This is a genomic window from Halorubrum aquaticum (assembly GCF_900113615.1).
Classification (GTDB): domain Archaea; phylum Halobacteriota; class Halobacteria; order Halobacteriales; family Haloferacaceae; genus Halorubrum; species Halorubrum aquaticum.
Genome location: NZ_FOPZ01000017.1, coordinates 15,911 through 29,929, shown reverse-complemented (window position 1 = coordinate 29,929; position 14,019 = coordinate 15,911). Strand labels below are relative to the sequence as shown.

The 14,019-nt window shown below is 71.4% G+C and carries 9 protein-coding genes and 2 pseudogenes; 5 read left to right on the top strand and 6 right to left on the bottom strand.

Annotation, left to right across the window (positions count from 1 at the left end):
* Positions 1 to 116: 116 nt before the first annotated feature.
* A pseudogene (locus F3H10_RS12765) lies at positions 117 to 1,307 on the bottom strand (amidohydrolase family protein).
* Between the two features lie 158 nt (positions 1,308 to 1,465).
* Here F3H10_RS12765 and F3H10_RS12760 point away from each other — a divergent pair.
* On the top strand, positions 1,466 to 2,668 hold the full coding sequence (locus F3H10_RS12760) for a redox-regulated ATPase YchF (protein ID WP_149785144.1): 1,203 nt from the start codon (positions 1,466 to 1,468) through the stop codon (positions 2,666 to 2,668).
* 43 nt (positions 2,669 to 2,711) lie between these two features.
* Here F3H10_RS12760 and F3H10_RS12755 read toward each other — a convergent pair whose 3' ends face one another.
* Positions 2,712 to 4,637 (bottom strand): aldehyde ferredoxin oxidoreductase family protein, encoded by a 1,926-nt coding sequence (locus F3H10_RS12755; protein WP_149785179.1) that lies wholly within the window; start codon positions 4,635 to 4,637, stop codon positions 2,712 to 2,714.
* A 128-nt stretch (positions 4,638 to 4,765) separates the two neighbouring features.
* Here F3H10_RS12755 and yqeC point away from each other — a divergent pair, with 128 nt between their 5' ends.
* The gene (gene yqeC, locus F3H10_RS12750; protein ID WP_149785143.1) at positions 4,766 to 5,518 is read left to right on the top strand and encodes a selenium cofactor biosynthesis protein YqeC; all 753 of its coding nucleotides are present in this window, start codon (positions 4,766 to 4,768) and stop codon (positions 5,516 to 5,518) included.
* 54 nt (positions 5,519 to 5,572) lie between these two features.
* Here yqeC and F3H10_RS12745 read toward each other — a convergent pair whose 3' ends face one another.
* The 3 genes and pseudogenes from F3H10_RS12745 to F3H10_RS12735 form a co-directional block, all read right to left on the bottom strand.
* On the bottom strand, positions 5,573 to 7,111 hold the full coding sequence (locus tag F3H10_RS12745; RefSeq protein WP_149785142.1) for a hypothetical protein: 1,539 nt from the start codon (positions 7,109 to 7,111) through the stop codon (positions 5,573 to 5,575).
* 122 nt (positions 7,112 to 7,233) lie between these two features.
* The gene (gene solA / locus F3H10_RS12740; RefSeq protein WP_149785141.1) at positions 7,234 to 8,379 is read right to left on the bottom strand and encodes an N-methyl-L-tryptophan oxidase; all 1,146 of its coding nucleotides are present in this window, start codon (positions 8,377 to 8,379) and stop codon (positions 7,234 to 7,236) included.
* 174 nt (positions 8,380 to 8,553) lie between these two features.
* Positions 8,554 to 8,885 (bottom strand): annotated as a pseudogene (locus F3H10_RS12735) (dihydroxyacetone kinase subunit DhaK); the annotation flags it as partial.
* Between the two features lie 161 nt (positions 8,886 to 9,046).
* Between F3H10_RS12735 and F3H10_RS12730 the strand changes: the two are divergent.
* Together F3H10_RS12730 and F3H10_RS12725 are read left to right on the top strand one after the other, a co-directional pair.
* Positions 9,047 to 10,654: a PAS domain-containing sensor histidine kinase gene (locus tag F3H10_RS12730; protein WP_149785140.1), complete on the top strand. Its 1,608-nt coding sequence runs from the start codon at positions 9,047 to 9,049 to the stop codon at positions 10,652 to 10,654.
* 52 nt (positions 10,655 to 10,706) lie between these two features.
* Positions 10,707 to 11,237, top strand: a complete 531-nt coding sequence (locus F3H10_RS12725) for a universal stress protein (protein WP_149785139.1) — start codon at positions 10,707 to 10,709, stop codon at positions 11,235 to 11,237.
* A gap of 85 nt (positions 11,238 to 11,322) precedes the next feature.
* Here the strand turns inward: F3H10_RS12725 and F3H10_RS12720 are convergent, their stop codons facing one another.
* Positions 11,323 to 12,297 carry a biotin--[acetyl-CoA-carboxylase] ligase gene (locus F3H10_RS12720; protein ID WP_149785138.1) on the bottom strand — a complete coding sequence of 325 codons (975 nt, stop codon included), beginning with the start codon at positions 12,295 to 12,297 and terminating at the stop codon, positions 11,323 to 11,325.
* A gap of 132 nt (positions 12,298 to 12,429) precedes the next feature.
* On the opposite strand from F3H10_RS12720, the gene F3H10_RS12715 reads away from it, so the two are divergent.
* Complete coding sequence (locus tag F3H10_RS12715) at positions 12,430 to 13,896, top strand: cobyrinate a,c-diamide synthase (protein ID WP_149785137.1); 1,467 nt, start codon at positions 12,430 to 12,432, stop codon at positions 13,894 to 13,896.
* Positions 13,897 to 14,019 lie beyond the last annotated feature (123 nt).

Sequence of the window (14,019 nt, the reverse complement as noted above, 5' to 3'; positions counted from 1 at the left end):
CGCTTCGGCCGGATCGGGCGTTCCCGTTCGTCGGTCGAGGAGCCGTTCCACCGCCCCCGACGGCTCCGAGACCTCTCGCTACCAGTCGTACTCCTCGCTACCAGTCGTACTCCTCGCTACCAGTCGTACTCCTCGCGGGGGTCGACCGCGTCGCGCTCGCGGTCGAAGACGTGTTCGCCGTCGACGAAGACGTGTCGTGTTCGGCTGTCGTTCTCGTGGAAGACGCCGTCCTAGACCGCCACGTCGGCGTCGGTGCCGACCTCCAGGGTGCCGACGCGGTCGTCGATCCCGAGGATCTCGGCGGGATAGCGCGTGACCGCCTCCAGTGCCTCCTCCTCGGGGAAGCCCTCTCGGACCGCGAGCCCGACGCAGACGTCGAGGTGCTGTTGGGGCAACACGGGGGCGTCGGTCTGGATCGCGACCTTCACGCCGGCCTCGTGGAGGATCGCCGGCGTCTCGAAGGTGATGTTGCGCAGTTCGTACTTCGCGCCCGAGTACAGCGACGGCCCGACGATCGCCGGCACGTCCCGCTTCGCGAACTCCTCCGCTATCAGGTGGCCCTCGGTCGCGTGCTCGATGGAGATCTCGTCGATCCCGAACTCCTCGGCGATCCGGAAGACCGTCATGATGTCGTCGGATCGATGCGCGTGGACCCGGAGCGGGAACCCCTCGGTGAGCACGCGCGAGAGGTTCTCCATGCCGAGGTCGCGCTCGAACGGCTCGCCCTCGTTGCGGGCGTGCTCGCGCCGGTCGACGTAGTCCTCGGCCTCCATCAACGCCGAGCGGAGGGTGGCCGCGACGCCGGGGCGCGTCGAGGGCTGGCGGCCCTGCTCCTCGCCGTGGAAGCGCTTCGGGTTCTCGCCCATCGCGGCCTTCATGCCGTCCTCGCGGATCAGCATGTCGTCGGCGGTCAGCCCGTGGGTCTTCATCGAGCAGATGATCCCGCCGATCACGTTTCCGGAGCCCATCCGCGCCGAGACCGAGGTCACCCCGTTCTGGAACGCGTGTCTCAGCTCCTCGTCGCGGGGGTGAAACCCGTCGAGCGCGTTGACGTGCGGGGTGACCGCGGCGGTCCCCTCGTTGTAGTCCCGGTCCTCGGGCTCGCCCCACTCGGCGATCCCGGCGTGGCTGTGGGCGTCGACGAGCCCCGGCGTGACGTGGAGCCCCTCGACGTCGACGACGGTCGCCTCCTCGGGCGGTTCGACGTCGCCGACGGCGACGATCTCGCCGCCGTCGATGACGACGGTCGCCTCGATCGTTCCCCGCTCCGTTGCCGTGTGGACGGTCCCGCCGACCAGCGCGTACATGGGGCGGGCTTCGGCGGCTCGATATATAAACGGTTCAGGACGCCTCTCGCTCGCCACCCGACCGCCACCCGACCCGTCCACCTCCCGTGCGATCACTTCTCTCGCATGCGCTCGGCCCTCTCGCATCGCTTTTCACGTCGGACGGCGGAATCCGGGTAATGAGTTACCGGATCGGCCTCGTCGGTAAGCCCTCGGTGGGCAAATCGACGTTCTTCAACGCGGCGACGATGAACGACGTGCCCGAGGGAGCCTATCCCTTCACGACGATCGACCCGAGCGTGGGCGAGGCGTACGTCCGCGTCGAGTGTGCGGCCCCGGAGTTCGACGAGACGTGTACCCCGAACGTCGGCGTCTGCCGCGACGGCACGCGGTTCGTTCCGATCGAACTCGTCGACGTGGCCGGGCTGGTCCCGGGCGCTCACGAGGGACGCGGGCTCGGCAACCAGTTCCTCACCGACCTCAACGAGACGGACGCGTTGGTCCACGTCGTCGACTTCTCCGGGAAGACGGACATCGAGGGCGAGCGGACCGAGGGCCACGACCCCCGTGAGGACATCGACTTCCTCGAGGAGGAGCTCGACGCCTGGTACCTCGACGTGCTCTCGAAGGGCCTCGAGAAGTACGAGACGCGCTATCAGGGCTCCGAGGCCGCCATCGAGGAGGAGCTCGCCGAACAGATGTCGGCGTTCGGTATCTCCAAAGACGAGATGAAACGGGTCATCCTCGCGCAGGGGCTCGAGCTCGAGCCCGAGACGTGGGACGGTGAGGACCGCGAGGAGCTCGCCCGCGAGATCAGGAAACGCACCAAGCCGATGGTCGTCGCGGCCAACAAGACCGACACGCCGGAAGCCAGGGAGAACTGGGCCGAGATCACGTCGGACCCCGACTACGACCACCTCTCGTTCGTCCCCGCGAGCGCCCACGCCGAGAAGGCGCTCAAGAACGCGGACGAGGCGGGCGTCGTCGACTACACCGCCGGCGACGACGACTTCGCGATCGTCGGCGACGTCTCCGACGAGCAGGCGGCGGGCCTCGACGCGATCCGCGACCACGTGACCGAGTACGGCGGGACCGGCGTCCAGGCGGCGCTCGAGGCCGCCGTCTTCGACGTGCTCGGCTGTATCGCGGTGTTCCCCGGCTCCGCGAACGGGTCGAAGGACGAGAAGGGCGTCTTCCGCGACTGCTTCCTTCTCCCCGAGGGCGCGACGACGGAGGACTTCGCGTACCACATCCACTCCGACATCGGCGAGGGGCTGCTCCACGGCACCGACTGCCGGAGCGGCCGACAGGTCGGCACCGACCACGACCTCTCTCACCGGGACGTGATCGAGCTGATCTCGACCAAACAGGCCGCGCCGTAGCCGAACGCGCCGAACCGTCGGGCGAGTCGACCGGAGTGTCGGCTCAGCGACCGTCGATCCCGCCGCCCGTCGCGGCGGGCACGTCCGCGAGATCGGCGAGTCCGAGCCGGTCGAGGAGCGTCGCGGTCGGCCGCCCGTTCTCGTCCCACTCCCGAACGGCGTAGTAGCCGTCGAGGAGCTCGTTGAACGCGTTCGGGTCGAGTCCGTCCGAGTGATCCGAGGCGGCCTCGTCGCCCTCGTCCCTCGCCCCCGCGATCGCCGGCGGCAGCGCGTCGTCCTCGCGGCGGAACCCCTCTCGGACGTTGTACAGCCGGGTGAGCGTCCACACCCGCTCGCCGAGGGCGGCGAGGTCCGCCGGGTCGTGGTCGTACCCGCGGGCGGCGAGCCACTCGGCGGCGACCGCGGGGTCGAACACGTCCTCGAGGAAGTCGTCTCCGACGAGACACCACAGCGCGGCCCGGCGGTCCTGCTCGGCCGCGACCGCGGCGGCGACGGCGTCCGGATCGCGTGAATCGGGTGCCATCGCGTCGGCCTCGACCGGTCGAGCCCGCCGGTGGCACGCGCCGCGGTCGCTGGTTGCGTACGCCAGCGCCATCGACGTCGCCCCGCGGGGGTCGTACGAGGAGAGTTCCATCCCCTTCACCGTCGGGATCAGGTCCTCGCCGCCGAGCCGCGCCGCGGCGGCCGCGACGCCGTCGGCGAGGGCGTCGCCGAGCGGCGTCTCCCGACCCGCGATCTCCTCGATGGTCGCCCGTGCGGCCGCCTCGTCGCCGAAGGCGACCTCGCGGTCGATCAGGCCCTCCTCGCCGGCGCGGACCGCCCAGGCGACCGCGTTGCCCGCGGAGATGACGTCCATTCCGAGCCGGTCACAGACGCCGCCCAGCGCCGCGACCGCGTCGAAGTCGTCGATCCCGAGCCCCGCCCCGAGGACGATGGGCGTCGCGCCGCGCGGGACGCTGTCGCCGGCGGACGCGCTCTCGCCGGCGTCGTAGTCTCCGTCTCCGTCGTCCCGTTCGTCTCCGTCGCCAGCGTCGCCGTCGTCCCGGTCGTCTCCATCGTCGTCGCCAGCGTCGCCGTCGTCGTCGTTTTCCGCCCCTTCGCTCTCCGGGATCCGGAACCCGCCGGGGACCGGGTCGTCCTCGCGCTCGCGGCCCGTCGCGCGCTCCGCGGCGCGCTCGATCCCGATCCCCTCCGCGCCCTCGAAGCGGCGCTCCTGCCAGCCGCGGGTCGGGAGCACGCCCGCCTCGTTCGCGAAGTCCACCGTCTCGAGGGTGTCGCTCGCGGCCAGCCAGCGCCCCGCGTCGCTGTCGGCGAACGCCGCGCCGTCGCGCTCCCTGAGGGCCGCCAGCCGGCCTGACGGCTCCGGCGGCGGGTCGCGGGCGACGACCGCCTTCAGGCGTTTCGATCCCATCACCGCGCCCGCGCCTCCGCGACCGGCGTGGTGGTCGCCGCCGTCGGAGGCGATCGTCGCGTATCGCACCGCGTTCTCGCCCGCCGGACCGACGCAGGCGACGGCCGCGTCCGGAAAGCGGTCGTCCGTCTCCGCCGCGTCGAGACCCCACAGGTCGCCCGCGGGATCGACGGTCGCCTCGCCGTCCGAGAGCGAGAGAACGACCGGCTCGTCGGCCGCGCCGGTGACGAGCACCCCGAGGTGCGGGCCGAGCGAGGCGGCGAGTCGGCCGGGGAAGGCACCGCCGCCGTAGGAGTCGAGGAACGCGCCCGTGAGCGGCGACTTCGTGATCGCCGCGTACCGCTGCTCGCCGGGGGTGTAGCCGGTCAGCGGTCCGGTCATGAACGCGAGGGGGTTCGCCGGCGACTCCGGGTCGATCCCGCCGCCGGCCGCGTAGAGGTAGCGCGCGCCCAGCCCCTTCCCGCCGACGTACCTCGCGAGCCACTCCTCGGGGACCGGTTCGCTGTCGACTCGGCGGGTCGAGAGGTCGACGCGGAGGATCCGGTCCGGTGGGTCCATCATCGTCGTTAGCCGCCGAACCCGGATTAAACCCCACGGTGTCTGCGACGACTTGCCGCATACGACCCGGCCTGCCGGGACCGACGCGTTTTCGACGCGTGACCGCGAGGGACGGAACGAACTCCAGCATGAACGTCGTCGACGCGCTCGATGCGGGCGAGGGGACCACCTGTCTCGTCGGGGCCGGCGGGAAGAAGACGACGCTGTACGTGCTCGCCGACCGACTCGATCGGGCGGTGCTCACGGCGACGGTCCGGATCCCGATCTTCGACCGGCAGGTCGCCACGGTGCGGACGGCGGCCGATCCGGTCTCCGAACTCGCCAGCCTCCGCGACCGCGAGAGCGACGATGAGCGCGCGACGTTCCCCCTCGGGCTCGTTCCGGAGCGGGAGCGTGACGACCGGTACCGCGGATACGACCCGGAGACCGTCGACCGCCTCTCGGCGGCTCACGACGGCCCCGTGTTGGTGAAAGCCGACGGCGCGCGGACGCGGCTGTTCAAGGCTCCGAACGACCGCGAGCCGCAGGTCCCCGCCGGAGCCGACACCGTCGTGCCGGTTGCGAGCGTCCACGCCGTCGGCGAACCGCTCTCGGAGGCGGTCGTCCATCGACCCGAGCGCGTGGCCGGGCTCGTCGACGGCGTCGAGACCGGCGACGAGATCACGCCGGAACTGGTCGGCCGCGTCGTGGCACACGAGGCGGGCGGACTGAAGGGGGTCCCCGCCGACGCGACCGCGGTTCCGCTCTTGAACATGGTCGACGACGACGCGGACGAGGCGGTCGCCCGGGAGGTCGCCGCGGCGATCCACGAGCGCGCCGACGTGCCGCGCGTCGTCCTCGCGCGGATGCGGGAGCCGGCGGTCGTCGCGGTCGTGGAGTAGTCGAATGGACCGCGGAGTACTCAGGTTCCCGGCGGCCCGTGGACCACGGAGCAGTCAGGTTCCCGGCGGCCCGTGGACCACGGTGTCGTCGCCGGTCTCGGAGTCGTCGCCGGTCCCGGAGTCGCCGGTCCCGTCCACCTCCTCAATCGGCAACACGCCGACCGCGTCGGTCATCCAGCAGCCGTCGTACCCGCTCCCGTATCCGGTGAGCGACGCGTCCGTCGCGTTCACCTTCCGCATCCGGAACTCGTAGCGGCCGGTCGCGGAGCCGTTCTCGTACGTGACGACCCTCACCGTGGCGCGGTCGCCGTCGATGCCCAGCGGGGCGTACCGCGCGGCGTCGTGGGCCAGCATCGGCGCGTAGTTCGGCCCCTCGAAGAGGTCGACGAACTGCGAGAAACTGCTCACGGCTCGGCGGTTCTGTGGCGACGCGAACCGTCTCGTCGTCCGGATCCCGTCGTTGGTCGTCGGGTCGTTGTACCGTAGCGCGTTCATCTGGATCTGGACGACGTGGAGTGGCGTACGCTCGCAGGTAGGCTCGAGGGCGGTCGCCCGCGCGGCCGCCGTTCCGTTCGGATCGGGGTCCTCGACGGCGTCGATCGGGCCGGTGGTGTCCGTCACCCCGGTATACGTCCCCGAGTCGCCGAGGTCGACCGAGTCGGTCGAGTCGGTCGACTGCGGGTCGTCGCTCGTGGACGGATCGCTCGAATCGCTCGCTTCCCCGCTCGTCGACTGCGGGTCGTCGCTCGGGTCGAGTCGGTCGCCGCTCCCGTCCGTGAGCGACGGACCGGTCAGCGACGCGGCGCCTGCGACCGCCGCGAGCAGGACCACGGCGACGACCGCGAGCGCGACCCGGTCACGACGGACGCCGGAACCGCTCCCTCGAGACGTCGCGTGACCGTCGCGGGACGGTCCGTCGGTGGGCGTCCTCCCGCGTGACGCCACGTCCTCGGATGGGTCGTCGTGATCACTGGTCGCACCCGCGTCGCGGTCGGAGTCCATCCGTCCCGCCGCGACGCCGGATCCCGCGCGGGACGGCAACGTCGAACCGGGAGCGCTCGCGACGCCCACCGTCTCCTGATCCCCGGCCGTTCGGGTCTCGTCCGCTCCGTCCTCCGTCGCGTCGTTCCCCGTCGACGATCCCCGGTCGTACGACCCCGATCGGGCCGGGACCCCGAGAAACCGCTCACACAGCGACTCGGCGTCCGCGGTCGGAAGGGCGTAGAGGAGCCGCCGTCTGAGATCGGCCGGGGAGACGGTCTCGAGGTCGGCGGCGATCCGGCGCTCGGCGGCAGTCTCGGCGTCGTTCCATATCGAGTCCTCGGGAGGGAGCACGACCGCGTCGGCGGTCTCGGCGAGACCGACCGCGTCGCCGGCGCGGGTCCCGTCGACGATCTCGTCCGACGCCGCAGGCGCGACGAGGAGGTCGGTTCGGGCGTCACCGTTCCGGACCGTGACGACCGGGGGATCGACCTCGACGTCGTTCGCGGTCGCCGCCCACAGTTCGGTGACGAGCGCCACGAGGTCCTCCGGGTCGAGGGCTTCGAGCGCGGCTTCGAACTCGTCGGCCGGGATCGGCGCGGAGTCGGTCACTGGCGGACCTCCATGCGATACGTCTCGTATGGGTCGCGTTCACTTCCCGCTTGCGCCGCTCACGATGAGCTCGTGGAGGGACCATGGAGCGCGGGCGACCGTGGTCGGTGGGCGGGGATCCCTCAGAGCCGGTCGATAGAGTGCGTCGAGACGTCGATGTCGGTCTCGCCCTCGGTCGCGAAGTCGGCGAGGACCTCGCCGGTGGCGCTCGCGAACTTGAAGCCGTGGCCGGTGAAGCCGGTGCCGACGGTGACCGAGTCGTACCCCGGCACCCGACCGAGCACGAAGTCCTCGTCCGAGGAGTACGACTGGATACAGGTCCGCAACGCGACGGTGGGGCCCGCACCGGCCGGGAAGAACTCCTCCGCGAAGCGGCGGTGAAGCTCCTCCTCGGCCGCGGTCGGCTCGCGGTCCATCCGGTCGGGATCGACGACCTCGCGGTGGTCGCCGGAGTACCCGAACTTGAACCCGGGCACGTCGTGGACCGGGAAGCCGTAGCCGCCGCCGTCCTCGCCGCGGAGCACGAACACCGGGAAGCGATCGGGCGAGAACAGTTCGGGCTCCTCCGGCTGGAGCCACGCCATGAGCGCGCGGACGGGAACCGCGTCGTCGGCGACGGACGGGAGCAGGTCGGCGGTCCACGCCCCGGCCGTCACGACGAGCTCGTCCGCCTCGTAGCGACCCTTGTCCGTGCGGACCCGGACGCCGTCGCCCGTCTCCGACCAGTCGATGACCCGCTCGCGGGCGCGGACCGTCGCCCCCTCGGCGTGGGCCGCCTCGACGTGGGCGGTCACGCAGCGCTCGCAGTCGAGGTACCCGCCCTCGGGCTGGAAGACCGCCTCGAAGTCGGACGGCAGGTCGTAGCCGGGGAATCGCTCGGTGACCTCGTCGCCGGAGAGGTCCTCGTACTCGATGTCGTGGGCGTCACACGCCTCGCGGGCGTTCGCGACCACGTCCGTTCCCGGCGCGCCCGCGTGGACCGACCCGGTGACGGTGAGGAGGTCGCGGCCGGTCCGCTCCTCGAGGTCGCGCCAGCGCTCGTAGGCGCGCTCGACGAGCGGCACGTACTCCGGACCCTCCTGTTGGGCCTTCCGGATGATCCGGGTGCTCCCGTGTGAGGAGCCCATCGCGTGGGGCACGTCGTACCGCTCGATCCCGAGCACGTCGAGGCCGCGCCGTGCCAGCTCGTAGGTCGTCGCGCTGCCGACGCCGCCCACGCCGACGACGATCGCGTCGTACCGGTCGTTGCCGCTTCGTGTCCGGCTCATGGTTCCGACAGACGGAGGAGCACGAAAATCCCCCGAGATCCGGCGGTTCCATCCGGGAACGGACGGCGACTCCCGAGAAAGCGGACGAGAGTATAATACCCTTCACACGCGAGACCGGCCTCGAAGCTCGTCAAGACGGTCAACGGCTTCGACGCGGACGTGTCGGTCGGGCGGGCCCTCCATCTCGGCGAGCTCGATGGCCGTCTCGAAGTTCATCACGCGCCCTCGTAGTTCTCGATCACACAGAGGACGCCCGCGTCGCCGTCGCAGGCGGCGATCAGTTCCTCGAACTCGTCGGCGGTCGGCGAGGAGAAGACGCCGCCCGCGGCCGCCCCGTCGAGCATGCCGTCGCCGATGTATCCCGCGTGCGTGGGTTCGTGACCGCTCCCGCCGCCGGTGACGATCGCGACCTTTCCGTCGACCGGGCCGTCCTCGCGCACCGGTACCTGCGTGTCCGGAAGCCTGCGGAGTCGGTCCGGGTGTGCCGCGATCATCCCGTCGAGCATCTCGTCGACCACGTCGTCGGCTGCTGAGTTCTTCACGATCGATTCTAACGTTATCTCGGGATCGATTAACTGTTTTCACGAATTGCGGCGAGACCGGGATCTGATGGGCTCATTCGGGCGTTTTATGCCGCTGTGTGCCGTGTCACACTCGTGTTGGATATATGAAAACATCCGCCGAGGATCCGCCGCCGGGCCCGCGGATCGAGATCGCGCACCTCCCGGGCGATCTGGACGAGTTCCTCGGTCCATGGGCGGCGGACCGTGACCGATCGGTCGACCGAGTCGAGACGCTCCCGTCGATCGCGGCGCTCGCGGAGCGGGACGTCTCGACGGTCGACTGTCTGGTCACGGCCTTTCGGCTGGCCGACGGGACCGCCGTGGACCTCCTCGAGACGCTCGCCGGCCGCGTCGATCCCCCGCCGGTCGTCCTCGTCGTTCCGGTCGACGACGGAACGGTCCCCGTCGAAGCCGTCGAATCCGGGTTCGACGCCGTCGTCCCGGTCCGATCGGAAGCGGACGACGCGGTCACCGTCGCGGAGCGAGTCGACGACGCGGTCCGGCGGTCCATCCCGCCGCGATCGCCGCGAGTGGACCCCGACTTCGTCCGCCGACTCGATGACGCCTCGGCGGACCGCGAGTCGGGGAACGACTCCTCGGCTCCCGATCCGAACGTCGACCTCGACGAGTGGAAGGTCCGAGTGCTCGACCAGTTGTTCACCGAGATCCCGCTTCACATGTTCGTGAAGGACCGGGCTGCCCGGAACGTGATGGTGAGCGAGGCGCTCGTCGGACGACGGATCCATCGGCTCAGCGACGAGTACCTCGGGAAACGCGACATCGACGGGGTCGTCCCGGACGAGGAGGGGATCGAACCGTATCTGGACGATCGGTCGGTGCTCCGAACGGGGGAGTCGATCCTCGAGAAGGAGGAGTACTACCCGACGAGCGACCGGTGGTTTCTCACCTCGAAGGTGCCCCTGCGCGACGACTCGAACCGGACGATCGGCCTCGTCGGCGTCGCCCAGGAGATAACCGCCCAGAAACACCGTGAACGCCAGCTCGAGACGGTGAACCACCTCGTTCGGCACACGATGCGGAACGACCTCAACGCGATCGCCGGATGGATCGAGATGCTGCGGGTGGACGGTAATGATGCGAACGGTGACGGTGCGAACGGTGGCGGTGCGGACGGTGACGGTGCGGACGACGGTTCGGACGGCGACGGCCTCGACGGCGAGATCCTCGAGCGGGTCCAGCGGATCGTCAACCGGCTCTGTAGCAAGATCGACAAACAACAGACCGTCGTCGACGCGCTCACCGCGTCGACCGAGGCGGAGCGTCGGAACCTCTCGCGGATCGTCCGTCGGGAGATCGACGGCCTCGAGGAGACGTACGGGGAAGCGACGATCCGGGTCGACGTCGAGGACGGGGTGTCCGCGGTCGCGACCGACGACGTGGGGATGGTCCTCGTCGAACTGGTCGAGAACGCGGTGGTCCACGCCGAACGGACGGACCCGCGCGTCGACGTCGTCCTGGAGAACGGCGACGACGAGGCGGTCCTGCGCGTGCTCGACCGCTGTCCGCCGATCCCGATCGACGAACGGGAGATCCTGACCGGGACGAAACCCATCGACCAACTGAACCACAGTTCCGGGCTCGGGCTGTGGATGGCCCGCTGGATCGTCGAGAACGCCGACGGCGCGATCGACTTCCGGATCCGCGAGGAGGGCGGCAACGAGGTCGTCGTGACGCTACCGAGCGAGACGTGAGCCCGAAACCACGGGGAGATATATATCCTCCGAGCGAATGTGTCATGGTAACATGGCATTGTACGACCGGATCCTGGTTCCGACCGACGGCTCCCCGAAGGGGAGACGCGCCGTCGAACACGCGCTCGCGCTCGCGGCGGTCCACGGCGCGGACGTCCACGCGCTGTACGTGGTCGACACGGCGAGTTACGCCGGTACCGGCATGGAGGCCACTTGGACGGGGATCGACGACCTGCTCCGCGAGGACGCCGACGAGGCGGTCGCCCAGGTCGAGACGCTCGCCGAGGGAACGGGCGTCGACGTCGAGACGACGGTCGTGGAGGGCTCGCCGGGGCGGGAGATCGTTCGATACGCGGCCGACGCCCGCTGTGACCTGATCGTGATGGGCACCCACGGCCGCGGCGGGATCGACCGACTGCTGCTCGGAAGCGTCGCCGAGCGCGTCGTGCGGCGCTCGCCGGTCCCGGTCCTGACGGTCCGGTTGGGCGAGGAGACGGAAGCGACGGGTACGGAGCGGGTCGAGGCCGCGGAGACGGGGAATGACGACGCGCCGACGGGAACCGTCGCCGGCGACCCGGAGTGACCGGCTCCGAGCGATCCTCCGGCCATCGATCGTCGAGGGTACCGACCGTCGAGGTTATCCACCCTCGAGGTCACCGAGCCGTCGACTACCGCACGTCCGCGTCCCGCAGGTGTTCGCAGTCGCCGGCGTGAACCCGGGTCCGTCCCTCCTCGGTCTCGACGACGAGCGCGCCCGGCGGTTCGACGTCGACCGCCCTGCCGGTGACGGTGCCACTCGCCGTCTCGACGCGGACCCGCCGCCCGATCGTGCTCGCCCGCTCGCGCCACGCGGGAAGGATCGCGTCGGGATCGTCCGCCAACTCGGCGTACCGCTCGAGGAGCCGGGCGAGGAACCGACGGCGGTCGACGTCCCCTCCACGCTCGGCCCGCAGCGAGGTCGCGCCGGCCGGTAGCGTCTCCGCGTCGAGGTTCGCGTTGACCCCGATCCCGACGACGAGCCAGGAGACGCGGTCCGCCTCGCCCTCCATCTCGGTGAGGATCCCGGCGAGTTTGCGGCCGCCACGACCGACGGGGTCCCCGCCTTCGGACGCCTCGTCGGACCCCTCCACGAGCACGTCGTTCGGCCACTTGATCGTCGCGTCGACGCCGACCTCCCGGCAGGCGTCGGCGATGGCCACCGCGGCCGCGAGCGTGAAGAGCGGCGCGCGCGCCGGAGCCACGGAGGGGCGGGTCAGGATCGAGACCCAGACGCCGCCGCTCGGCGCGACCCACTCGCGCTCCAGCCGCCCGCGGCTCCCGGTCTGTTCGTCCGCGACGACGGCGACGTCGGTCTCGCCCTCCGCCGCCAGCGCCCGTGCGCGGTCGTTCGTCGATGACAGGCCGTCGTGGTACTCGACGGCGTAGGGTGCCCCGAGCCCGAACTCGATCCCGGCCGCACAGTACGCGGGCTCGGCCGGCGGGACGTAGCCGTCTCCCGTCGATTCGACCTCGAAGCCTTCCTCGCGAAGCCCCTCGACGGCCTTCCAGACGGCCGCGCGGGAGACGCCGAGCTCGTCCGCGAGCGCCGGTCCCGACACCGGTCCCGACTCGAGCGCGGACAACAGCGCGCGACGCGTGTCCATGTCGCCGGAATGCGGCCGGCTCCGGAAAGCCGTTCCGAGTCGCCGCCGAACGACTGCGGAGCTGCCGGGCCGCCGGGCCGCCGGGCCGCCGCCGACGAACGGTTTTTCTCCGGGGGGTCGCTATCGGGTCGCATGTACGGACTCGTCCTCGGCGGGACCGCCTCGGGCGTCGGAAAGACGGTCGCGGCGCTCGCCGTCTCCCGGGCGCTCGCCGACGCCGGCTACGACCCGGTCCCGGCGAAGGCGGGTCCCGACTACATCGACCCGAGCCACCACGCCGCCGCGCTCGGCCGCCCCTCGCGGACGCTCGACACCTGGATGGGGGGCGTCGAGGGCGTCCGACGGAACCTCCATCGAGCGGAAGCGGGGAACCGGAACGGATCCGGCCCCGCTATCGCCGTCGTCGAGGGGATGATGGGGCTGTACGACGGCTCCGCCACGTCGACGGCGGCGACCGCGGCGGCGCTCGACGTGCCGGTGGTCCTCGTCGTCGACGCGAGCGCGGGGATGCAAAGCGTCGGCGCGACCGCCCTCGGGTTCCGCGAGTACGCGGCCCACGCCGACCTCCCGGCGGACGTTCGCGCGGGCGTCGAGGACCCCCGCGTCGACGTGGTCGGCGTGATCGCCCAGCGGGCGCACACGGGCCGCCACGCCGACGGGATCCGCGAGGCGCTCCCCGAGGGGATCGCTTGGCTCGGCCACGTCCCGCCGACGGACGGGTTGGCGATCCCCGACCGACACCTCGGGCTCCACATGGGCGACGAGCACCCGATCCCCGAGGACGCGCTCGCGGAGGCCGCGGAGACGATCGACGGCGAGGCGGTCGCGCGCGCCGCACGGCCGGTCGCGCGTCCGACGGCGGCGGACGAGGGAACGGATGAGACGACGGACGGGAGCGCCGGAGACGCGGCCGGCGGACTCGGCGGATCCGGCGGGGACGACCGACCGACCGTCGCGGTCGCCGCGGACGACGCCTTCCGGTTCGTCTATCCCGCCACCCGCGAACGGCTTCGCGAACTGGCGACCGTCGAGACGTTCGCCCCGGTCGCCGGCGACGACCTCCCCGAGTGCGACGCGATCTACCTCCCCGGCGGCTATCCGGAGCGCCACGCCGACGCGCTCTCGTCGTCGCCCGCGCTGTCGACGCTCGCCGACCGGGCCGCGGACGGCCTCCCGGTGCTCGGCGAGTGCGGGGGGTTGATGGCGCTCTCGTCGTCGCTGACGACGGTCGACGGCGAGACGCACCCGATGGCCGGCGTCCTCCCCGGCGGCGTCCGGATGCACGACCGGTACCGCGCGCTCGACCACGTCGAACTCCGCGCGACCCGCGACGGCGTTACGGCGACGGCGGGCGAACGCCACCGCGGCCACGAGTTCCACTACTCGAGTCACGCCCTCGGGGAGGGCGGCGACTCGAGCGTCTCGCCCGACGCCGACGCCCGATTCGCCTTCGAGGTCGAACGCGGGGAGGGGATCGACGGCGATCGGGACGGGCTCGTCGCCCACCGGACCGTCGGGACCTACGCGCACCGTCACCCCGCGAGCGGGGCGTTCGACCGGCTCGTCGCGTCGGCCGCGGAGTACGCGAGCGGGAGGTGAACCGACCGAACCGGAAGGAGCGGACGGAAGGTCGGCGGGAGCCGAGCGGAGGAGGAGTCGGGGCGTACGAGGAACGAGTCGGGCTGTACGAGGGACGAGTCATGCCGCACGGGAGACCCGCGC